Consider the following 21,075-nt stretch of genomic DNA (forward strand, 5'->3'; position numbering starts at 1 on the left):
GCAACCTTACGCGTTAGCGTCTAAACGAAGCTTCAACAATGCACCCTGTAACGCGTTCCAGTCAGTCTCGGTGTCCGAGATGAGTTCAATACGGCTGTCCGGAGGTGCGACGTTTTGGGTCTCAATGTGCCAGTCATCACCCTGACGGTTGATGCGTACCAATCCTTCCTTGATTCGCATGACGCCTTTTACGCGACCTACCGGCGCGAGACGCGACCATTCCAGCAGGCCGATGGTATCGAACACGGTGTCCGCATCGAAAATCCAGCCGCAGGCCTGATGCCCCTGACCGCTGTTGAGACTACGACGCCAGCGCTGCTGTGCCGGCAGGCTCAGTGCCGCCAGCCCTTTTTTGTCGGCATGCTGGTGGGCGTGTGCCGCACTTGTGGGAAGCTCTGCCAGATTCAGACGCGGTAAATCCAGTAACTGCGTGTCAATGTGTCCATGGTCGGCATGAACCAACTGACGGTGACCGCCGTAGTGCTGCCACCAGGTTTGCAAGGCATGTTCACTTTCAGCCGTAGCGCGATCGGTTTTGTTGGCGACGATAACGTCAGCGGCGGCCAGCTGGTCGCGGAAATTCTCATTGGCGACGCTTTTTTCATCCAGCAGCAGGCGAGGGTCAAGGATACAGAGTGTCGCGCGCAGATCGATCCACGGTTCGTAAACCGGGGCGGTGAGTAAATCCAAAATCTGTTTTGGATGCCCGAGGCCGGTAGGTTCGATCAATAACCGGTCAGGTTTGCCCTGACGCAGTAACGTATTAAGGCCTACCTGCATCGGCAAACCGTTAACACAACACATGCATCCTCCGGGGATCTCTTTTAGCAGTGCGCCGCTGTCGGCCAACAGCGCGCCGTCAATACCGACTTCGCCAAACTCATTGACCAGCACAGCCCACTTCTCAGCGGGATCTTTGTTGGCGAGTAAATGAAGAATAGAGGTGGTTTTACCGCTGCCGAGAAAACCGGTAATGAGGTTGGTTTTGGTCACGTTGGCTCCAGAATCATCAAATGCTGTTATAGCGTTCAACAATCCTGGCGAAAAAAGGATAAAAAGAGAAGGGCAGAGAGGACGAAGGCGTGCTTCGTCCCGCTGAATGGCAGAAATTGTTAATTTTTTAACGTCTGCATGACGGCCTGATGCGCGCCATATTGCGCAATATTCTGCCAGGCCTGCTCGATAGCTTCGACGAATTGCGGATTTTGCACCAGATCGGGGGCAAAAATCTCGCGCAGGGAAAGCAGTGCGCTGACGCGCTCTGATAGGGAACTGTGCTCGACAAGCGCGCGGACCTTATCACGCAACGGATCGCGCACATCAATGGCTGCACCCGCATCATCAATGCCGCTCACGTAGCGCATCCAGCCCGCAACGCCCAGTGCCAGCAGAGGCCAGTCGCTTTGCCGTGATAAATGTACGCGGATCCCTTCCAGCATTCTTTGCGGCAATTTTTGGCTGCCGTCCATCGCGATTTGCCATGTCTTATGCTTCAGTGCGGGATTGGCAAAACGTTGCAGCAGGCTTTCGGCATACTGATTTAGATCGACGTTAGTGATGTGCAGCGTGGGGGCCTGCTCCGTCATCATCAGACGGTAAGCCGCTTCACGAAAGGCGTTATCCTGCATGCAATCGCTGATGTGCTGAAATCCGGCCAGATAGCCAAGGTAGGCCAGAAACGAGTGGCTGCCGTTTAGCATCCGCAGTTTCATCTGTTCCCACGGCAGCACGTCATCAACCATCTGGACACCGACGGTTTCCCACTGTGGGCGGCCGGCGACAAAATTGTCTTCAATCACCCACTGGATAAACGGCTCACAGCTGATGCCACAGGGGTCAGCGATGCCCAGCGCTTGGGCAATTTCTTCCAGCGATTCGTCGGTTGCAGCGGGGACAATTCTGTCGACCATGGTGCCCGGAAAACTGACCTGCTGTTGTATCCACGCCGCCAGCTCAGGCGAACGTTTTTGCGCCATGCCCAGAATTGCGTTTTTCACCACATGCCCGTTGTCCGGGATGTTATCGCACGAGAGTACGGTAAACGGCGGCAGCCCGCGTTCGCGTCGGCGATGCAGGGCTTCGACAATAATGCCCGGCGCTGAGTGCGGTTCATCCGGCGACTGCAAATCATGAATAATGCGTGGGTTTGTGACATCAAGCGACCCGGTGGACGGATCAATACAGTAGCCTTTTTCCGTGATGGTTAACGACACAATCGCCACCTGAGGTTCACAGAATTTTTCAATAATGGCCGCCAGCGAATCCAGCGTGGCGTTCAGGCATTCGTTAACGGCACCTATCACTATCGGTTGATTACCGTCAGCGCCTTTTTCTAACACGGTATACAGGTGATTCTGCTCGCGAAGCTGGCTCATTAGTCGATCGCCGCTGAACAGGCTGATCTCACAAATCCCCCAGTTTCCTCCCTGCGTATTGAGTACGCGATCGGTCAACAATGCCTGATGAGCACGGTGAAAAGCACCGAAACCAAAATGTACGATCCGCGAGGTTAACCGTTGGCGATCGTACTGTGGCATGCGTACATTTTTGGGGAGTGACGCCGAGGCAATAGTCTTCATTAAATACACCTAATTAACCATTAATTAACAATGTCAGTATAAAGTTATATGACAACAAATTAAATTGGTGTGCCTTATTTATCCGGGGAATGTGAGCTGGATCAATCAATCATTGGGGTGCTGTTGATCATCCTCCCGATGCCTGTATGGTAGTCGTCATGCAGCTAACTTAATTTGGTATAACAACTTGTGAGGTGAAGCAATGGAACAAACCTGGCGTTGGTACGGACCTAACGATCCGGTATCGCTTGATGATGTGCGTCAGGCTGGCGCAACCGGTGTTGTGACCGCCTTGCACCACATTCCTAATGGTGAAGTGTGGCCGGTAGAAGAGATTCAAAAGCGACAGGCTATTCTGGCTGAAAAGGGCCTGACCTGGTCGGTGGTGGAAAGTATTCCCGTTCACGAAGACATCAAAACCCAGTCCGGACAGTATCAAACGTGGATCGCCAATTATCAGCAGAGTATCCGTAATCTGGCGACCTGCGGCATTGATACCGTGTGCTATAACTTCATGCCGATCCTCGACTGGACGCGTACTGACCTCGAATATCAACTCCCGGACGGTTCTAAAGCCCTGCGCTTCGATCAAATTGCTTTTGCGGCCTTTGAGCTGCACATCCTGCAGCGCCCCGGTGCGGAAGCGGATTACACCGCAGAAGAACAGCGTCAGGCTCTGGATTATTTCAATGCCATGAGCGAAGCCGATGTAGAGAAGCTGACTCGCAATATTATCGCCGGTCTGCCGGGTGCAGAAGAAGGTTATACGCTGGACAAGTTTCGCGCGCGCCTGGCGGAGTATGACGGTATCAGCAAAGACGATCTGCGTAATAATATGGCCGTATTCCTGCGCGCAATTGTGCCGGTAGCTGAAGAAGCAGGCGTGCGCCTGGCCGTGCATCCTGACGATCCGCCGCGCCCGATCCTCGGCCTGCCGCGTATTGTTTCCACCATTGAAGATATGCAGTGGTTGAAAGAAACAGTAGACAGCATCTATAACGGCTTCACCATGTGTACCGGTTCTTACGGTGTACGGGCGGATAACGATCTGGTGAAAATGATTGAAACCTTTGGCGATCGTATTCACTTTACGCATTTGCGTTCGACCTGCCGTGAAGATAACCCGAAAACCTTCCATGAAGGTGCTCACCTGCAGGGCGACGTAGATATGGTCTCTGTGGTGGCGGCGATCCTGCGTGAAGAACAGCGTCGTAAGAAGGCGGGCGATCTGCGTCCTATCCCAATGCGTCCGGATCACGGGCATCAGATGCTGGACGATCTGCACAAGAAAACCAATCCGGGTTACTCCGCAATTGGTCGTCTGAAAGGGCTGGCAGAAGTTCGTGGCGTTGAGCTGGCGCTGAAACAAACGCAGTTCCGCGATCTGCTGTAATGGCATCAACAGGGATTGGGCGAGTAGCTCGATCCCTGTTCTGCCTTCAGGGCTGAATTAACGCCTGCTCCAGCACTCTCAGCACTTTATTGATCTGCGGTAACTGCAACCCGCCAAAACCGAAAAACATCACCCCGGCGTTGTTCTCCTTGCGCCAGATTTCTTCTGAACCATTTTCAATGTCCTGTAACGTATCAAAGCGAACACCTGCCTGCAGGCAGCGCTGTTGCAGCAAGGCGATGACGTCGGGCGAGCGATCGATGTGTAACGAGAGATGCAGGCCCGCCGTTGCACCGTCAATTTTTCCGTCGGGGAACAGCGCAGAAAGACCGTCCCGGAGAAGCGCGAGCCGGGACGCGTAGCTGCAGGCCAGTTTGCCGAGGTGGGTATAAAAAACCTGATTTTGCATTAACTCAGCGAGAAACTGCTGCAATAACCACTGGCTGCCGTTGTTGTTTAACGCTTTCATATTCTGCACTGCCGGGAGCAGTTCATCCGGGCAAATGAGATAGCCAAGACGCGCACCCGGCCCCAGCGTTTTTGAGAATGTCCCCATATAGATCACCCGATCGTGATAATCCATGGCTTTCAGCGCGGGGAGGGGATTTTCGCCGTACGTAAAAACGGCATCATAATCATCTTCGATAATGTACGCCCCGACACGCTGCGCCCAGGTCAGCAACGACAGACGCCGCTCCACTGAAAGCACGCTCCCCATCGGATACTGATGTGCGGGCGTCACGTAACAAAGTTGGGTTGCATATTCGGGTAATTTATCCGTGCACAGTCCCTGATTATCCACCGCGATAGGCGTAATGTCGGCACCGTAGTAATTAAACAGATGCCAGGCTCCAGAATAACAAGGGGATTCGGTCACAATATGACACTTTTTTTCCTGACTTGCCGCGTGATGAATAATAAATATTTGGCTGAGCAGTGATAACCCTTCCTGAATTCCGTTGGTAATAATGATGTTTTCTGCGCGAGTATTAATTCCCCGGGATAGATTAAGGTATCTGACCATTTGCTCACGCAATGAAAATAATCCATTTGGTGAATGATATCGGGTAAACAATTGCTCTTTTAGTACGCTGGGAGCATTATTCCATTTTCGCCAGCTTGACCAGGGAAAGGCATTGGGATCGGGGACACCCATCCGGCAATAAAAATCCCGTCCCATCTCACCATAAACATCGGTGGAAACGCCTGCAGGCTCAGGCTTTACCGGCGGTGAACCCTGGGCTAACGGTATGTGTGCCGCGGGTGTACGTACTGGTGTAGTAAAGATCACTTCATAGCCAATACCCTGTCGGCTCTTAATCAACCCTGCCGCCATCAATTTTTCATACGCCATAACGACTGTGATTTTGGCCACATTCAGCGCCTGCGCCTGCTCGCGGATAGAAGGAAGTTTGTCCCCACACAGCAAATTCCCCCGCTGAATAGCCTGAAAATAAAATTGAAAGATCTGCAGTTGCAGCGATGTACGGCTTTCTCTGTTGAGAAACAGTGCCAGCATGAGAAATTCCTTATTAAAACGATAGCCGCATATTACGAGTTTCCATTTTTAACTATTTTGACTCGCCTCATAGAGTGAACGCTGTTCCTATACTCTGCTGCCGGTGTCTCTATTCTCCTTTTTTAATATCCCTTAGCGTGTCGCTATTAAAATAAGGGAGCCAAATATGTCGTGGATGAGAAAGAACGCACTATGGTGGGCATTCGGTGGAGCCGTTGCCATGGCCTTTGCCATTTGGGGAACGTGGCAAGGCGTGCATTACACCAGTAGCACCGAGTTTTGTTTGTCGTGCCATTCGATGCGTACGGTGGGGGAGGAATATCAGACCAGCATACATTTTCGCAATGCCTCCGGCGTGCGTGCCGAGTGTAAGGATTGCCATATTCCACCAGGCATCGTTCCGACGCTTCTGCGCAAAACGGAAGCCTTGAACGATCTCTACCATACGTTTATTTCCCCGTCGATTGATACGCCTGAAAAGTTTACCGCCAAACGGGCAGAACTTGCCCAGCGGGAGTGGGCGCGAATGAGCGCCAATAATTCAGCGGCCTGTAAATCCTGCCATAGCTATGAGGCGATGGATCACGGCAAGCAATCGACGAATGCAGCGGCACAAATGACCGCAGCGGCGGCGAAAGACAGCAACTGCATTGACTGTCACAAAGGTATTGCCCATCACAAGCCTGATATGAGCAGCGGTTTTCGCGATCGGTTTAAGCAACTCCAACGCCAGGGAGAGACGCCATCGGAGGCGACCACGCTGTTTTCGTTAGGCGAGAAAGCCCTGACGGCAACGGCTGGGAGTCCCGCCGGTAAAGCGCTACTTTTTCCGGCCACCGAAGTCAGAGTGCTGAAAAAAGAGGGCAGTAATGTCCAGTTGGAAGTGACGGGGTGGCGTGAAAGCAAAGGCCGTGGGCGGGTTATCACGCAGTTTATGGGCAAACGCGTTTTCTCCGCGGTGCTTGATGATTCCCTGATGGCAAACGTAAAAATTCTGCAAACCCAGGTTGACCCAGATTCGCACCAGCAGTGGCAGCAAGTGAGCGTGACCGCATGGACCTCCGCGCAGGGGCTTATCACCAGTATTGCACCGGTGTGGGAATACTCGGAACAAATGCTGCAATCCACCTGCAGCGCCTGCCACAGCACACCGCCGACCATCCGTTATACCGCCAATGGCTGGATTGCCGGACTGAAGGCGATGTCGACCTATTACCGGCTTAATCCGGTGGAAGAACGCACGCTGTTGAAATACCTCCAGACGCACGCCAGCGATGTGCCTGCCCCCCAATAATAAAGAGGATAATGTATGGATATTCACGATTTTAATCCGTCCCGTCGCCGTTTTCTGAGCGGTATGCTGGCGGTAGGTGCCGCCAGTGCGCTGGCGCCGAACCCGCTGATATCAAAGGTATGGGCGGCAGGAGAAAACCCTGAACAGTGGATCCAGTCCGGCTCGCATTACGGCGCTTTTGAAGCCAAAGTGGTCAACGGCGAGTGGACCGAAACCCGGCCCTTTAAACACGACAAATATCCGTGCGATATGCTGAATGCAGTACGTGAAGTGGTCTACAACCCTTCGCGAGTCCGCTACCCGATGGTCCGTCTGGACTGGTTACGTAAGCGTGAAAAATCAGACCGCAGCCAGCGCGGTGATAACCGTTTTGTGCGGGTCAGTTGGGATCGGGCGCTGGATCTGTTTTACGAAGAGCTGGAACGGGTGCAAAAAAACTACGGATCTTCCGGCGTATTTACCGGGTTGGCCGACTGGCAAATGGTGGGCAAATACCATAAAGCAGGTGGCGCAATGGACAGGGGGCTCGGCCTGCACGGGAGCTATGTCACCACCGTTGGCGACTACTCGGCGGCGGCTGCACAGGTCATCTTGCCGCATGTGATTGGTTCGCTGGAAGTCTACGAGCAGCAAACCTCGCTGCCGCTGGTGATTGAGAATACCCATACCATCGTGTTGTGGGGCTGCGATCCGATTAAGAATTTGCAGATAGAATTCCTGGTACCCGACCACGAAGCGTTTGGCTACTGGCAGCAGATTAAAGAGGCGGTCGCACAGGGCAAAATGCGCGTCATCAGCGTTGATCCGGTGCGCAGTAAATCGCAAAACTATCTGGGTGCTGAACAACTGGCGCTGCGACCGCAAACCGATGTTGCTTTGCTGCTGGCGCTCGCGCACACCTTGTATGAAGAAAAACTGTACGACACGGCATTTATTAACGATTACACCGTCGGCTTTGAACAGTTTTTACCGTACCTGACGGGCGAGACTGACAAGCAGGTGAAAAACGCCGAATGGGCAGCCCAAATCTGTGGCCTGAGCGCAGAACAAATCCGTGACTTCGCCCGCCTGCTGGTGAAAGGCCGCACGCAGTTTATGGGCGGCTGGTGCGTCCAGCGTATGCACCACGGAGAGCAGTATCCCTGGATGCTGGTGGTGCTGGCGAGCATGGTCGGACAAATTGGTTTACCGGGCGGCGGTGTAGGATTTGGCTGGCACTACAACGGCGGTGGAACGGTAACGTCGGTCGGGCCTGTGCTGTCGGGGCTGGGAAGTATTAACAATCCCCCAGAGGCGAAATATAAAGCGGATTTTCGTGGCGCATCGGCGCATATTCCCACCTCGCGTATCGTCGACTGCCTGCTTGCGCCGGGTAAGAAAATTGCCTTCAACGGTGAAACGTTAACCTGGCCTGATATCAAAATGGCCGTCTACAGCGCGGCCAATCCGTTCCATGCGCAGCAGGATCGCAACCGCATGATTGAGGCATGGAAGAAGCTGGAAACCGTCGTGGTGTTAGATCATCAATGGACCGCATCCTGTCGTTTTGCCGATATTGTCCTGCCCGTCACTACGCGCTTTGAGCGGAATGACATTGAGCAGTTTGGCACGCATTCGAATAAAGGACTGATGGCGCTGCGTCAGGTGGTCAAACCGCAATATGAGGCACGTCACGACTTTGACGTATTTGCCGGGCTGTGTAAGCGCTTTGATAAAGAAGTGGCATATCGTGAAAATCGCGATGAAATGCAGTGGATACAAGCGCTTTATGACGAAGGTGTGAAAATGGGCGCATCGCTCGGCGTCACCTTACCGGACTTTGATACCTTCTGGAAAGGGGACGGATATATTGAATATCCGGCGGGGCAGCTGTGGGTGCGCCACGGTGAGTTCCGCGACCAGCCCGATCTTAATCCGTTAGGCACCCCGTCGGGGCTTATTGAAATCTACAGTAAAACCATCGCGGGTTTTCAATATGAAGATTGTCCAGGACACCCGGTGTGGATGGAGCCGTTTGAACGTAGCCATCAGGGCAAGACGAATAAATATCCGCTGCATCTGCAATCCTGTCACCCGGACAAGCGTCTGCACTCGCAGTTATGCTCAAGCGAGGCGTTTCGTAACACCTACGCGGTGGCTGGCAGAGAGCCGCTTTACATCAGCGAGCAGGATGCAACCGCCCGCGGTTTAAAAGCCGGAGATATTGCTCGCGTCTTTAACGCCCGAGGTCAGGTGCTGGCGGGCGTAGTGATTAGCGCCGATTTTCCCGCTGGCGTGATCCGCATTCATGAGGGCGCGTGGTATTCCCCGCAGGAAGGCGGGAAAACCGGGACACTATGCACCTATGGCGATCCGAATGTCCTGAGTGCGGATATTGGAACATCGCAGCTGGCGCAAGGCCCTTCCGCGCATTCCGTGCTGGTAGAGGTTGAACGCTTCCAGCAGAAGGCCCCGCAAGTAACCGCTTTCGGTGGACCTGAGACAGTGAAAGAGGAGGGGGCCAGTGCCGCATAATCACATTCATCAGCAGCGTGCAGCAGTATATCAGTGGTTTTCGCAACTGCTGTTTCGTGAACTGGACGAGAAGCAATTAGCCCGTCTTGAGAGCGAGGAGAGCCGGGAGTGGATGACCTCACTGACGGGGATCCCCGGACTGGCTGCTGACGTCAAAAAGTTAGCGCGTAGTCTGGCTCAGGTGCTGCGGCGCGAATGCCGACAACTGGAGCTGGCGGCCGATTTTGCTTCACTGTTTTTGCTGGCCCCTCCACAGAGCGTGTCTCCTTATGCAGGGCATTACCCGCACACGACGGCACCTGAAGAGCGACGGCAAATGAATGTGCTGTTAGTTGAACAGGAGCTGGCTGCGCGGGAGAATGAACCTGCCGATCATATTGCGGTACAGCTGGCGTTAATGGCGAAAATGGTAGGCAAAGAGCAGAGCGTCGCCGAGCAATATTACTTTTTGCATCATCATATTATGTGCTGGGCATCATTGTTCCGGGATAGCTGTCTGCATCGCGACGGCGAGGGCTTTTACCCTCAGGCGGTTAATGTCATCGTGCGTTTTATGCGCGAGGATGAGCAGTATCTGGAATCATTATTGATGGATGATTTTTATCTCAGCAGTCAGCGCTGAAAACAGCAAAGGGACAGCGTGCGCTGTCCCTTTTAGTCTGTGTCTTAGCAGAAACGTTAGTCTGCACGCCCCATATAACGGCGTTCTTCGATATGAATGCGGATTTTCTCACCGGCACTCAGATACTCAGGAACCAGGATCACCAGGCCGGTGGTCAGGGTGGCTGGCTTGTTACGTGCACTGGCTGACGCACCTTTAATACCAGGTGAGGTTTCAACGATCTCAAGGTCTACGGTCTGCGGCAGTTCAAGCGCCAGCAGTTGGCCATCCCAGGTCAGCACCTGCATGTCCGGCATTCCGCCTTCCGGGATAAACAGCAACTCTTCTTCGATCTGGTCTTTGGTGAAGGTATACGGGGTATAGTCTTCTTTATCCATGAAGACATATTCGTTGCCATCGACGTAAGAGAAATCAACGCCACGACGGCTCAGGGTGACGGTATCCACAATATCGTCGCCTTTGAAGCGCTCTTCGACTTTTAGGCCGGTACGGACATCAGAAAAACGCATTTTGTACAGCGTGGCTGCACCACGTGCGCTCGGTGATTGAATATCAATGTCTTTTACAATCAGCAGCTTGCCGTTGTAGTTAAGTACCATACCTTTTTTAATTTCGTTCGCTCTTGGCATCGAAAAAATCCTGTAGTGAGGAGTGTCTAAAATATCGCGTCAAACTACTCGCGCCGGGTCATTCAGGCAAGCGGAATTCGCACTTTTGCGGGTGCAAAAAAGGTGGTACTGTTCGCTACCTACACAATCCGCGGGTTTACCTTAAAGAGAATATTGTATGGAATGCCGTCCGGATTGTGGCGCATGTTGCACTGCGCCTTCTATCTCCAGCCCCATCCCCGGCATGCCTGAGGGCAAGCCCGCCAATACGCCATGCGTTCAGCTTGATGAATTCCTGCGCTGTAAAATTTTTGGTTCCACACTGCGGCCAAAAGTGTGTGCAGGCTTACAGCCCAGCGCTGAAATGTGTGGTCAGACAACGCGCCAGGCTATGGTGTACCTTATTGAGCTTGAAGCGCTCACCGCACCTTAAACGTCTTTGATCCGCGCCAGGCAAAAGACCGTGGCGATAATCATCACCAGCGCAAACCAGAACACCGCATGGTAGTTCCAGATTTCAGCGGCAATACCGGCCAGCGATCCGGCAATAATCCAGCCCACGCGGATGGTGTTGGTGTAAAGAGTGGTTGCAGAGCCCGCCTGTCCTGGCATTAAGTCCTGGAAATAGAGCATGCCAATACCGCCGAGGATACCGATGTAAATCGCGTTCAGCAGCTGCAAGCTGAGCAGAATGACCGGCGAATGCGCCAACAGCATTCCGGCATAAAAGAAGAAACCGGCGACCACGGCGATCCGCATCAACAAACGCTTGCCCAGACGTTTAGCAAAATATCCGGCAATGAGCATCGTCGGTATTTCCAGCCCGGCGGCGGTGCCCATCATAATGCCTGCGAGTTTTTCCGGCAGATGCAGTTCGTTGATGATAAACAGTGGCATATTAATGATGTACAGGCTGTTGGTGCCCCACATTAATGTACAGATAGCGAACAGCAACAGCGTATCGCGCCGGTTACGACGCGGGGCTTCCACCGCGCCCGTGGCGAGGGACGCATTTTTGTTCATCGACGGTAAGAACAACCACACCATGACGCCGCAGACGATAAACGCAACGGCGGCACTCAGATACATCACCGTAAAGCTGAAACCCATAGCCAGCGCGTAAGCTAACGGCGGGCCAATCACCCATGCCAGCGAAACCTGAGCACGCAAAATAGAGCTGAACATGACGGCTTCCCGGCCCGTGCGGTCAGCATGCTCGCGGGCGAGGGCAAACATTTGCGGGTTAGCGGTCGATCCAAAGCTACTGAGGAAGACGCCGACAAACAGCAAGATAAAATAGTTACGGTTCCAGGCAAACAGCACACAGGCCAGCATCCCCAGTACGCAGCAAAAAACGATCAGATTTTTGCGATCGCCCTTCTTATCAGAACGCCCAGCTAAAAACTGGCTTACCAGGATGCCGATGACAGCGCTACCGGTAAAAAAGAAACCGACCATACCCGGACGGGCATGAACTTCATCGGTCAGAAAAAGGCTGAGCGTAGGGGTCTGCAATGCGCCGGCGATACCCGTAAGAAAAGCGACAAGCAGGAACGCCGAAGACGTTAAATCAAACGACTTGGGGGAGGCGGCTACCGGGGTGTTATGCATGTTTCAATATCTGTGATGTGAAGAGACGCGGAGTTTACGCTGCCTGTCAGAAAATAAACAGGGCGCGAAATCAAAATCGGCATGAAAAATCAAAATAGCATTTCAGTCTGTAAAAACAGCCTGCTGACGATGCTGAAATCGATAACTTAGCTTCCTTTCTATGTCAGCAATTATTGATGCACAGAAGAAAAAATGTGCGTTATATCTAAATTCAGCAAGCAAATTGCTAACTTTACTTGCGTGCTGAAGCAGAAAGCGCAAAACTTCTTGAAACGTTTCAGCGTCATCTTTTCTTAAGTATTGGAGTTGGGTGGCGCCTTTTTTCTCATGTTAGCTGAATCGTTTCAATTCAGCAGGAGAGGAGAACCATGTTCCAGTTATCTGTTCAGGATATTCACCCGGGCGAACAGGCCGGAAATAAAGAAGAGGCCATTCGCCAGGTTGCTGCCGCGTTAGTGCAGGCTGGCAACGTGGCGGAAGGCTACGTCAACGGCATGCTGGCGCGCGAGCAGCAAACATCTACTTTCCTCGGCAACGGTATTGCCATTCCTCACGGTACCACGGACACCCGTGATCAGGTGTTGAAAACCGGGGTGCAGGTATTCCAGTTTCCGCAAGGTATTACCTGGGGTGAAGACCAGGTTGCATATGTGGCTATTGGTATTGCGGCCAGCTCTGACGAACATCTGGGTTTACTGCGTCAGCTGACACACGTACTCAGCGATGATTCGGTGGCTGAACAGCTGAAATCCGCCACCACCGCAGAAGAACTGCGTGCGTTGCTGATGGGTGAAAAGCAGAGCGAACAGCTCAAGCTCGACAACGACATGCTGTCGCTGGACGTGGTCGCCGGTTCGCTGGTCACGCTGCAAGCCCTGAACGCCGCGCGTCTGAAAGAAGCGGGTGCGGTTGATGCTAACTTTGTTGCCACGGCTATCAATGAGCAACCGCTGAACCTCGGCCAGGGGATTTGGCTGAATGATTGTGCTCAAGGCAATCTGCGAAGCGCAGTTGCGCTCAGCCGAGCGGCAAATGCCTTCGACGTAGAAGGTGAGACGGCCGCGCTATTGGTGACCGTCGCGATGAATGACGATCAGCCCGTGGCAGTGCTCAAGCGCCTTAGCGATTTGCTGCTGGAAAATAAAGCTGACCGCTTGCTGAAAGCGGATGCAGCGACCGTACTGGCCCTGCTGACCAGTGATGATGCGTTAACTGATGATGTGCTGAGCGCAGAGTTTGTTGTGCGCAATGAGCATGGTTTACACGCCCGTCCGGGCACCATGCTGGTGAATACCATTAAACAATTTAACAGTGAAATTACCGTGACAAATCTTGATGGAACCGGAAAACCGGCAAATGGACGCAGTCTGATGAAAGTTGTGGCGCTGGGCGTGAAGAAAGGACATCACCTGCGCTTTACCGCCCAGGGCGAAGATGCTGAACAGGCGCTGAAAGCGATTGGCGAGGCCATCGCAGCCGGTCTTGGGGAGGGCGCATAATGAGCAGACGTGTCGCAACTATTACCCTGAATCCAGCCTATGACCTGGTCGGCTTTTGTCCGGAAATTGAACGCGGTGAAGTGAACCTGGTAAAAACGACCGGCCTGCATGCCGCGGGTAAAGGCATCAACGTTGCCAAGGTACTGAAAGATCTGGGGATCGACGTCACGGTGGGTGGTTTTCTGGGTAAAGATAACCAGGATGGCTTTCAGCAGTTGTTCAGCGAACTGGGGATTGCCAACCGTTTTCAGGTGGTGCAGGGGCGTACCCGTATTAACGTCAAGCTGACTGAAAAAGACGGTGAAGTTTCTGACTTCAATTTCTCCGGTTTTGAAGTCACCCCGGCGGACTGGGAACGCTTTGTGAATGACTCCCTGAGCTGGTTGGGCCAATTCGACATGGTCTGCGTCAGCGGCAGTCTGCCAACCGGCGTGAGTCCGGAAGCCTTCACCGACTGGATGACGCGCCTGCGCAGTCAGTGTCCATGCATTATCTTTGATAGTAGTCGTGAAGCGCTGGTTGCAGGTTTGAAAGCGGCGCCATGGCTGGTGAAACCCAACCGTCGTGAGCTGGAAATCTGGGCGGGCCGTAAGCTGCCAGAAATGAAAGATGTGATTGAAGCTGCGCATGCACTGCGTGAGCAGGGTATTGCGCATGTGGTGATTTCCCTCGGTGCGGAAGGTGCATTGTGGGTTAACGCTTCTGGCGAATGGATTGCTAAACCGCCGTCAGTTGAGGTGGTCAGCACCGTAGGCGCAGGGGATTCGATGGTTGGCGGTCTGATTTATGGCCTGCTGATGCGTGAGTCCAGCGAACACACTCTGCGTCTGGCGACTGCCGTTGCCGCCCTGGCGGTAAGCCAAAGCAATGTCGGCATTACCGATCGTCCTCAGTTGGCCGCGATGATGGCGCGCGTCGACTTAAAACCGTTTAACTGACAGCAGGAGAGGCATAATGAAAACGCTGCTGATTATTGACGCTAATCTCGGCCAGGCTCGCGCTTACATGGCGAAAACCCTGCTTGGAGCGGCGGCACAAAAAGCGCATCTGGATATTATCGATAATCCGAATGATGCAGAGATGGCGATTGTCCTGGGTGACACCCTCCCTAACGACAGTGCGCTGAACGGCAAAAAAGTTTGGCTGGGAGATATCTCCCGTGCGGTGGCGCATCCTGAACTGTTCCTGAGCGAAGCGAAAGGTCATGCGAAACCCTACAGCGCACCGGTTGCGGCAGCGCCTGTAGTTAGCAGTGGCCCCAAACGCGTGGTGGCGGTAACGGCCTGTCCGACCGGCGTGGCGCATACGTTTATGGCGGCGGAAGCCATTGAAACCGAAGCCAAAAAACGCGGCTGGTGGGTGAAGGTTGAAACCCGTGGTTCAGTAGGCGCAGGCAATGCGATTACCCCGGAAGAGGTGGCGCAGGCCGATCTGGTGATTGTGGCGGCGGATATTGAAGTTGATCTGGCGAAATTTGCCGGAAAACCGATGTACCGCACCTCTACCGGACTGGCGCTGAAGAAAACCAAGCAAGAGCTGGATAAAGCCGTAGACGAAGCGACGCCGTACCAGCCTGTAGGGAATGGGCAGTCCGGAGCAACAGAAGGTAAGAAAGAGAGCGCAGGTGCATACCGTCACCTGCTGACCGGCGTGTCTTACATGCTGCCGATGGTGGTTGCCGGTGGTCTGTGTATTGCACTGTCTTTTGCCTTTGGTATTAAAGCATTTGAAGAGCCGGGCACACTGGCTGCGGCGTTGATGCAAATTGGCGGCGGTTCAGCCTTTGCGCTCATGGTGCCGGTTCTGGCGGGTTATATTGCATTTTCCATCGCTGACCGTCCCGGTCTGACGCCGGGTCTTATCGGCGGTATGCTGGCGGTTAGTACCGGTTCTGGCTTTATTGGTGGGATTATCGCCGGTTTCCTTGCCGGTTACGTGGCGAAACTCATCAGCACCAAGCTGAAGCTGCCGCAAAGTATGGAAGCGCTGAAACCAATCCTGATCATTCCGCTGCTATCGAGCCTGGTAGTTGGGCTGGCAATGATTTACCTGATTGGTAAACCGGTTGCCGGTATTCTGGAAAGCCTGACCCACTGGCTGCAAACCATGGGAACGGCGAACGCAGTGCTGCTTGGGGCGATTCTTGGCGGCATGATGTGTACCGACATGGGCGGTCCGGTCAACAAAGCGGCGTATGCTTTCGGTGTCGGCCTGCTCAGTACGCAGACGTATGCACCGATGGCGGCAATTATGGCGGCGGGGATGGTTCCCCCTCTGGCGCTGGGTCTGGCTACGCTGGTGGCGCGTCGTAAATTCGACAACGCACAGCGTGAAGGGGGCAAAGCGGCTCTGGTGCTGGGCCTGTGCTTCATCACCGAAGGGGCGATCCCGTTCGCCGCCCGTGACCCGATGCGTGTGCTGCCATGCTGCATCGTCGGTGGCGCGTTGACCGGCGCACTGTCGATGGCGGTGGGTGCGAAGCTGATGGCACCTCACGGCGGTCTGTTTGTGCTGCTGATCCCTGGCGCGATTACGCCGGTGGTGGGATACCTGCTGGCGATTATTGCCGGTACGCTGGTAGCGGGTCTGTCTTATGCCTTCCTGAAACGTCCAGAAGAGGACGCGGTGGCGAAAGCATAATTTCTGCTGCTGACACAAAAGGGCCGATGATTCGGCCCTTTTTTATTCACTCAATCCGCCCGATCAGGCGGCGGCAGAATCGGTTTGCTGCGCTTTCAGCCAGGCGATTTCTTCCGCCCAGATATCCGGATTGATGGTTTCCAGCACCAGCGGAATGCCGTCAAAACGGTCATCCTGCATAATCCAGCGGAAGGCGTCGTGACCGATATTGCCTTCACCTAAGCTGTGATGGCGGTCAACGCGGCTGCCAAACGTGCTTTTGGCATCGTTCAGGTGCATCCCACGTAAATAGTTAAAGCCGACAATACGTTCAAATTCGGCAAAGGTCTTTTCACACTCGGCGGCGCTTCGCAGATCGTATCCGGCGGCGAAGGCGTGGCAGGTATCAATGCAGACGCCCACGCGGGATTTATCTTCTACGCCATCGATAATGGCGGCCAGATGCTCAAACTTAAAGCCAAGATTGCTGCCCTGACCGGCGGTGTTTTCAATAACTGCGGTTACACCCTGGGTCTGCGCGAGGGCAATGTTGATGGACTCGGCAATACGTGCCAGGCATTCGTCTTCCGGGATCTGCATTAAATGGCTGCCCGGATGAAAGTTAAGCAGGGATAACCCCAGCAGCTCGCAACGCTGCATTTCATCAATAAAGGCATCGCGTGATTTTTCCAGCGCCTCGCTGACCGGGTGGCCGAGGTTAATCAGGTAGCTGTCGTGAGGAAGAATTTGTGCGCTGCTAAAGTGATACTTTTCGCAGGCCGACTTGAAGTTATCAATGACGTCAGTAGTCAACGGCGCGGCGCGCCATTGGCGCTGATTTTTGGTGAACAGGGCGAATGCGGTGGCATCGATTTCTGCGGCGCGAATAGCAGCATTGGCCAGACCGCCAGCGGCGCTTACGTGCGCTCCAATATATTTCATAATTGATTCCCCAAATAGTTCGAGTTGCAGGACAAAACGCAATACGTTTTGAGCAGCGCATGCAACTCGAAATATGACGGGAAAAACCCGCCATACTCAAATATAAAAGGGGAGAGTATAGCGGGTCAACGGGGGTTAGTCGTGTTTGATTATGCCATCACGCTGTGAATCAAAACGTTGATTGCACCACCACCGACAATCAGCCAGACAAACAGCACCAGCGCCATCAGTAACGGTTTGGCACCGGCCTTTTTCAGCGCGCTGACGTGAGTGGTCAGCCCAAGTGCGGCCATCGCCATTGCCAGCAGCACGGTATCGAGGGTGACCAGCATGTTCACCACAGACTGCGGCAGCAGGTGGAACGAGTTAAATATCGCCACCACAATGAACAGGATGGCAAACCACGGAATGGTGATTTTGCTCTTTTCGCCGCCGTTAGCCGGAGACAGTTGTTTCACACGAGCTGCCAGCAGGATGAGGAACGGAGCCAGCATCATGACGCGCAGCATTTTGGCAATAACGGCTGCGTTTTCTGCATCCGGGTTAATCGCATGTCCGGCAGCGACAACCTGTGCGACTTCATGCATGGTTGACCCAATGTAAATCCCGTAGGTTTCAGGGCTAAACCAGTGCGAAAGCAACGGATACATCGCCGGGTACAGGAAGATAGCAATGGTACCGAAGATGACCACGGTGGCGACAGCGACCGTCACTTTACTGGCTTCTGCTTTCACGACCGGCTCTGTTGCCAGTACTGCCGCGGCACCACAAATACTGCTCCCGGCACCAATCAGCCAGCTGGTGTGTTTGTCCAGACCAAACACCTTCTGGCCGAGGAAGCAGGCAAGCATAAAGGTGCTGGTCAGCGTCAACGCATCGATCACAATCCCGCTGACGCCAACGTCAGCAATCTGCGAGAAGGTGAGACGAAAGCCGTAAAGGATGATCCCCAGTCGCAATAAATGTTGTTTCGCAAACAGTACGCCGCCGTCACAGCTTTTCCAGATGTGCGGATAGACGGTGTTGCCGAGGACCATCCCCAGTAAAATGGCTAAGGTGAGGGCGCTGAACCCGGCCCCCGCAACCGCGGGGATAGAACCACCCCATAACGCGGCTCCGGTGATGACTGCGCTCAGGGCAAGCCCCGGAATAAAATGCCACACTGTACGTCGATGATTCTTTAGGGCGAGTTCGGTCATAACCCCTCCTGTCAATGGAATGATTTCTTGGAGAAAATAGTAAGGTGAAGTGGTTTAAAAATAAAATTGATTATATATTTATAATTAATCTGAATAAGTGGTAAACACGGGCCATCTAGAGGAAAACGACCATGCATATCACCCTGCGACAACTTGAAGTGTTTGCCGAGGTACTGAAAAGTGGCTCGACAACCCAGGCCTCTGTCATGCTGTCATTGTCGCAATCCGCAGTGAGCGCAGCGCTGACTGATTTAGAAGGCCAGCTTGGCGTACAGCTGTTCGATCGCGTAGGTAAACGTCTGGTGGTCAATGAGCACGGGCGTTTACTCTATCCCCGCGCGTTGGCGCTGCTTGAGCAAACGGCCGAGATAGAACAGCTTTTCCGGGAAGATAATGGGGCGATTCGCGTCTATGCCAGCAGCACCATCGGCAATTACATTTTACCTGCCATGATTGCCCACTATCGTCATGATTTTCCCGATCTGCCGTTGGAACTGAGCGTGGGGAACAGCCTGGACGTAATTAATGCCGTACTGGATTTCCGGGTCGACATTGGACTGATAGAAGGGCCCTGCCACAGTACGGAAATCATCTCAGAACCCTGGCTGGAGGATGAGCTGGTGGTGTTTGCTGCACCGACGTCACCGCTGGTAAAAGGTCCCGTTACGCTTGAACAACTGGCGGCTTCACCGTGGATCCTGCGCGAGCGCGGGTCCGGTACGCGTGAATTGGTGGATTACCTACTGTTATCTCATTTGCCGCGATTTCAGATGGCCATGGAGTTGGGTAACTCCGAGGCCATTAAGCATGCTGTGCGTCATGGGTTAGGGATTAGCTGCCTGTCACGTCGGGTGATTGAGGAGCAGCTACAGGCGGGAACGCTGAGTGAAGTGCCTGTACCGTTACCGCGTTTAGTCCGTACTCTTTGGCGTGTCCATCACCGTCAAAAACATCTCTCCAATGCGCTGCTGCGCTTTTTACGCTACAGCGACCAGCAGTAGGGCGGCGATATTTTTTCAGGCAGCATGCCGACTATTTTCGGCTTTACTTATAATCCACGGCCAGTCATGAAGGTCTCTTATAACAGCGTATTTGTGCCGGAAGAATGCCATTTCGTCTGCTACAATCGCGCCTCATTTTTTGGATGGATAGCATTTTCCCATGGTTTCCGAAACTAAAACCACAGAAGCGCCCACGCTACGTCGTGAACTGAAGGCGCGCCACCTGACGATGATTGCCATTGGCGGTTCCATCGGTACGGGTCTTTTCGTTGCATCTGGTGCAACCATTTCTGCGGCGGGTCCAGGCGGCGCGCTGTTTTCCTATATTCTGATTGGCCTGATGGTGTACTTCCTGATGACCAGTCTCGGTGAACTGGCTGCGTACATGCCGGTTTCTGGTTCGTTCTCCACTTACGGTCAGAACTATGTAGAAGAAGGCTTTGGCTTCGCGCTGGGCTGGAACTACTGGTACAACTGGGCGGTCACCATTGCCGTCGACCTGGTCGCTGCGCAGTTGGTGATGAGCTGGTGGTTCCCGGATACGCCAGGCTGGATCTGGAGTGCGCTGTTCCTGTGCGTCATCTTCCTGCTGAACTACATCTCTGTTCGCGGTTTTGGTGAAGCAGAGTACTGGTTCTCGCTGATCAAAGTCACCACCGTGATTATCTTCATCGCGGTTGGCGTGCTGATGATTTTCGGCATCTTCAAAGGCGCTCAGCCGGTGGGCTGGAGCAACTGGACTACGGGAGATGCACCTTTCGCCGGTGGCTTTGCAGCCATGATTGGTGTGGCGATGATCGTCGGCTTCTCCTTCCAGGGTACTGAACTTATCGGTATTGCGGCGGGTGAATCTGAAGATCCTGAGAAGAACATTCCGCGCGCGGTGCGTCAGGTGTTCTGGCGAATCCTGCTGTTCTATGTGTTCGCGATCCTGATTATCAGCCTGATTATTCCGTATACCGATCCAAGCCTGCTGCGCAACGATGTGAAAGACATTAGCGTCAGTCCGTTTACGCTGGTCTTCCAGCACGCGGGCCTGCTTTCTGCGGCTGCGGTAATGAACGCTGTGATCCTGACCGCGGTGCTGTCGGCGGGTAACTCCGGTATGTATGCCTCAACGCGCATGCTCTACACCCTGGCATGCGACGGCAAAGCGCCGCGTATTTTCGCCAAATTGTCTCGTGGCGGCGTCCCGCGTAATGCGCTGTATGCGACCACGGTGGTGGCAGGTTTGTGTTTCCTGACCTCCATGTTTGGCAACCAGACCGTGTACCTGTGGCTGCTGAACACCTCCGGTATGACGGGCTTTATCGCCTGGCTGGGGATTGCCATTAGCCACTATCGCTTCCGTCGCGGTTATGTGATGCAGGGGCGTGATATAAACGATCTGCCGTATCGTTCAGGCTTCTTCCCGCTGGGACCGATCTTTGCGTTCGTGCTGTGCCTGATCATCACCCTGGGGCAAAACTACGAAGCGTTCCTGAGAGACACCATTGACTGGGGCGGCGTGATGGCGACCTATATTGGTATTCCGCTGTTCCTGATTATCTGGTTCGGCTATAAACTGACCAGAGGGACGCGTTTCGTGCGTTACAGCGAAATGCAATTCCCGGATCGCGTGAAGAAATCGTCTTAAGCATTTTGGCAGGAAATAACAAAAAACCCCGGCAGGGTA

At 53.7% G+C, this 21,075-nt stretch carries 17 protein-coding genes; 10 read left to right on the forward strand and 7 right to left on the reverse strand.

The window, feature by feature from the left end; all coding sequences use genetic code 11:
- Positions 1–6: 6 nt before the first annotated feature.
- Both FDW88_RS14320 and FDW88_RS14325 read right to left on the reverse strand, forming a co-directional pair.
- The gene (locus tag FDW88_RS14320; RefSeq protein ID WP_096756460.1) at positions 7–993 is read right to left on the reverse strand and encodes a GTP-binding protein; all 987 of its coding nucleotides are present in this window, start codon (positions 991–993) and stop codon (positions 7–9) included.
- Between the two features lie 119 nt (positions 994–1,112).
- Positions 1,113–2,579 carry a mannitol dehydrogenase family protein gene (locus tag FDW88_RS14325; RefSeq protein WP_137362807.1) on the reverse strand — a complete coding sequence of 489 codons (1,467 nt, stop codon included), beginning with the start codon at positions 2,577–2,579 and terminating at the stop codon, positions 1,113–1,115.
- A gap of 202 nt (positions 2,580–2,781) precedes the next feature.
- On the opposite strand from FDW88_RS14325, the gene uxuA reads away from it, so the two are divergent.
- Positions 2,782–3,972: a mannonate dehydratase gene (uxuA, locus tag FDW88_RS14330; RefSeq protein WP_117343452.1), complete on the forward strand. Its 1,191-nt coding sequence runs from the start codon at positions 2,782–2,784 to the stop codon at positions 3,970–3,972.
- A 46-nt stretch (positions 3,973–4,018) separates the two neighbouring features.
- Here the strand turns inward: uxuA and FDW88_RS14335 are convergent, their stop codons facing one another.
- Positions 4,019–5,491 carry a PLP-dependent aminotransferase family protein gene (locus FDW88_RS14335; RefSeq protein WP_137362808.1) on the reverse strand — a complete coding sequence of 491 codons (1,473 nt, stop codon included), beginning with the start codon at positions 5,489–5,491 and terminating at the stop codon, positions 4,019–4,021.
- A 166-nt stretch (positions 5,492–5,657) separates the two neighbouring features.
- Here FDW88_RS14335 and torC point away from each other — a divergent pair, with 166 nt between their 5' ends.
- From torC to torD, 3 genes are read left to right on the forward strand one after another with little or no spacing between them, the layout of a single operon-like run.
- Positions 5,658–6,785 carry a pentaheme c-type cytochrome TorC gene (torC, locus tag FDW88_RS14340; RefSeq protein ID WP_137362809.1) on the forward strand — a complete coding sequence of 376 codons (1,128 nt, stop codon included), beginning with the start codon at positions 5,658–5,660 and terminating at the stop codon, positions 6,783–6,785.
- Between the two features lie 15 nt (positions 6,786–6,800).
- The gene (torA, locus tag FDW88_RS14345; protein ID WP_137362810.1) at positions 6,801–9,299 is read left to right on the forward strand and encodes a trimethylamine-N-oxide reductase TorA; all 2,499 of its coding nucleotides are present in this window, start codon (positions 6,801–6,803) and stop codon (positions 9,297–9,299) included.
- Entirely contained in the window at positions 9,289–9,921 is a 633-nt protein-coding gene (torD, locus tag FDW88_RS14350; RefSeq protein ID WP_135911726.1) for a molecular chaperone TorD, read from the forward strand. Before torA ends, torD begins: the two co-directional genes overlap by 11 nt.
- Positions 9,922–9,977: 56 nt before the next feature.
- Here torD and yeiP read toward each other — a convergent pair whose 3' ends face one another.
- Positions 9,978–10,550, reverse strand: coding sequence for an elongation factor P-like protein YeiP (gene yeiP, locus FDW88_RS14355; protein ID WP_096756467.1), 573 nt, complete (start codon positions 10,548–10,550; stop codon positions 9,978–9,980).
- 157 nt (positions 10,551–10,707) lie between these two features.
- Between yeiP and FDW88_RS14360 the strand changes: the two genes are divergently transcribed.
- Positions 10,708–10,962 carry a YkgJ family cysteine cluster protein gene (locus tag FDW88_RS14360; RefSeq protein WP_115258019.1) on the forward strand — a complete coding sequence of 85 codons (255 nt, stop codon included), beginning with the start codon at positions 10,708–10,710 and terminating at the stop codon, positions 10,960–10,962.
- Here the strand turns inward: FDW88_RS14360 and setB are convergent.
- Entirely contained in the window at positions 10,959–12,140 is a 1,182-nt protein-coding gene (gene setB, locus FDW88_RS14365; protein WP_117343457.1) for a sugar efflux transporter SetB, read from the reverse strand. The two genes, FDW88_RS14360 and setB, sit on opposite strands and share 4 nt — an antisense overlap.
- A 368-nt stretch (positions 12,141–12,508) precedes the next feature.
- On the opposite strand from setB, the gene fruB reads away from it, so the two are divergent.
- Genes fruB through fruA form a run of 3 tightly spaced genes read left to right on the forward strand, consistent with a single transcriptional unit; the run spans position 12,509 to position 16,279 of the window.
- Complete coding sequence (fruB, locus tag FDW88_RS14370) at positions 12,509–13,639, forward strand: fused PTS fructose transporter subunit IIA/HPr protein (protein ID WP_096756470.1); 1,131 nt, start codon at positions 12,509–12,511, stop codon at positions 13,637–13,639.
- Positions 13,639–14,577: a 1-phosphofructokinase gene (gene fruK, locus FDW88_RS14375; protein ID WP_003834544.1), complete on the forward strand. Its 939-nt coding sequence runs from the start codon at positions 13,639–13,641 to the stop codon at positions 14,575–14,577. Before fruB ends, fruK begins: the two co-directional genes overlap by 1 nt.
- A gap of 16 nt (positions 14,578–14,593) precedes the next feature.
- On the forward strand, positions 14,594–16,279 hold the full coding sequence (fruA, locus tag FDW88_RS14380) for a PTS fructose transporter subunit IIBC (protein ID WP_137362811.1): 1,686 nt from the start codon (positions 14,594–14,596) through the stop codon (positions 16,277–16,279).
- A gap of 63 nt (positions 16,280–16,342) precedes the next feature.
- Here fruA and nfo read toward each other — a convergent pair whose 3' ends face one another.
- Both nfo and FDW88_RS14390 read right to left on the reverse strand, forming a co-directional pair.
- Entirely contained in the window at positions 16,343–17,200 is an 858-nt protein-coding gene (gene nfo / locus FDW88_RS14385) for a deoxyribonuclease IV (protein WP_137362812.1), read from the reverse strand.
- A gap of 149 nt (positions 17,201–17,349) precedes the next feature.
- A complete protein-coding gene (locus FDW88_RS14390) occupies positions 17,350–18,399 on the reverse strand; it encodes a YeiH family protein (protein ID WP_117343461.1) in 1,050 nt (349 codons plus the stop codon).
- A 131-nt stretch (positions 18,400–18,530) separates the two neighbouring features.
- On the opposite strand from FDW88_RS14390, the gene yieE reads away from it, so the two are divergent.
- Both yieE and lysP read left to right on the forward strand, forming a co-directional pair.
- A complete protein-coding gene (yieE, locus tag FDW88_RS14395) occupies positions 18,531–19,400 on the forward strand; it encodes a DNA-binding transcriptional regulator YeiE (RefSeq protein ID WP_115258025.1) in 870 nt (289 codons plus the stop codon).
- Positions 19,401–19,560: 160 nt separating this feature from the next.
- The gene (gene lysP, locus FDW88_RS14400; RefSeq protein WP_096756479.1) at positions 19,561–21,036 is read left to right on the forward strand and encodes a lysine-specific permease; all 1,476 of its coding nucleotides are present in this window, start codon (positions 19,561–19,563) and stop codon (positions 21,034–21,036) included.
- Positions 21,037–21,075 lie beyond the last annotated feature (39 nt).

Source organism: Citrobacter sp. wls829, from assembly GCF_005280825.1.
Lineage (GTDB): Bacteria > Pseudomonadota > Gammaproteobacteria > Enterobacterales > Enterobacteriaceae > Citrobacter > Citrobacter gillenii.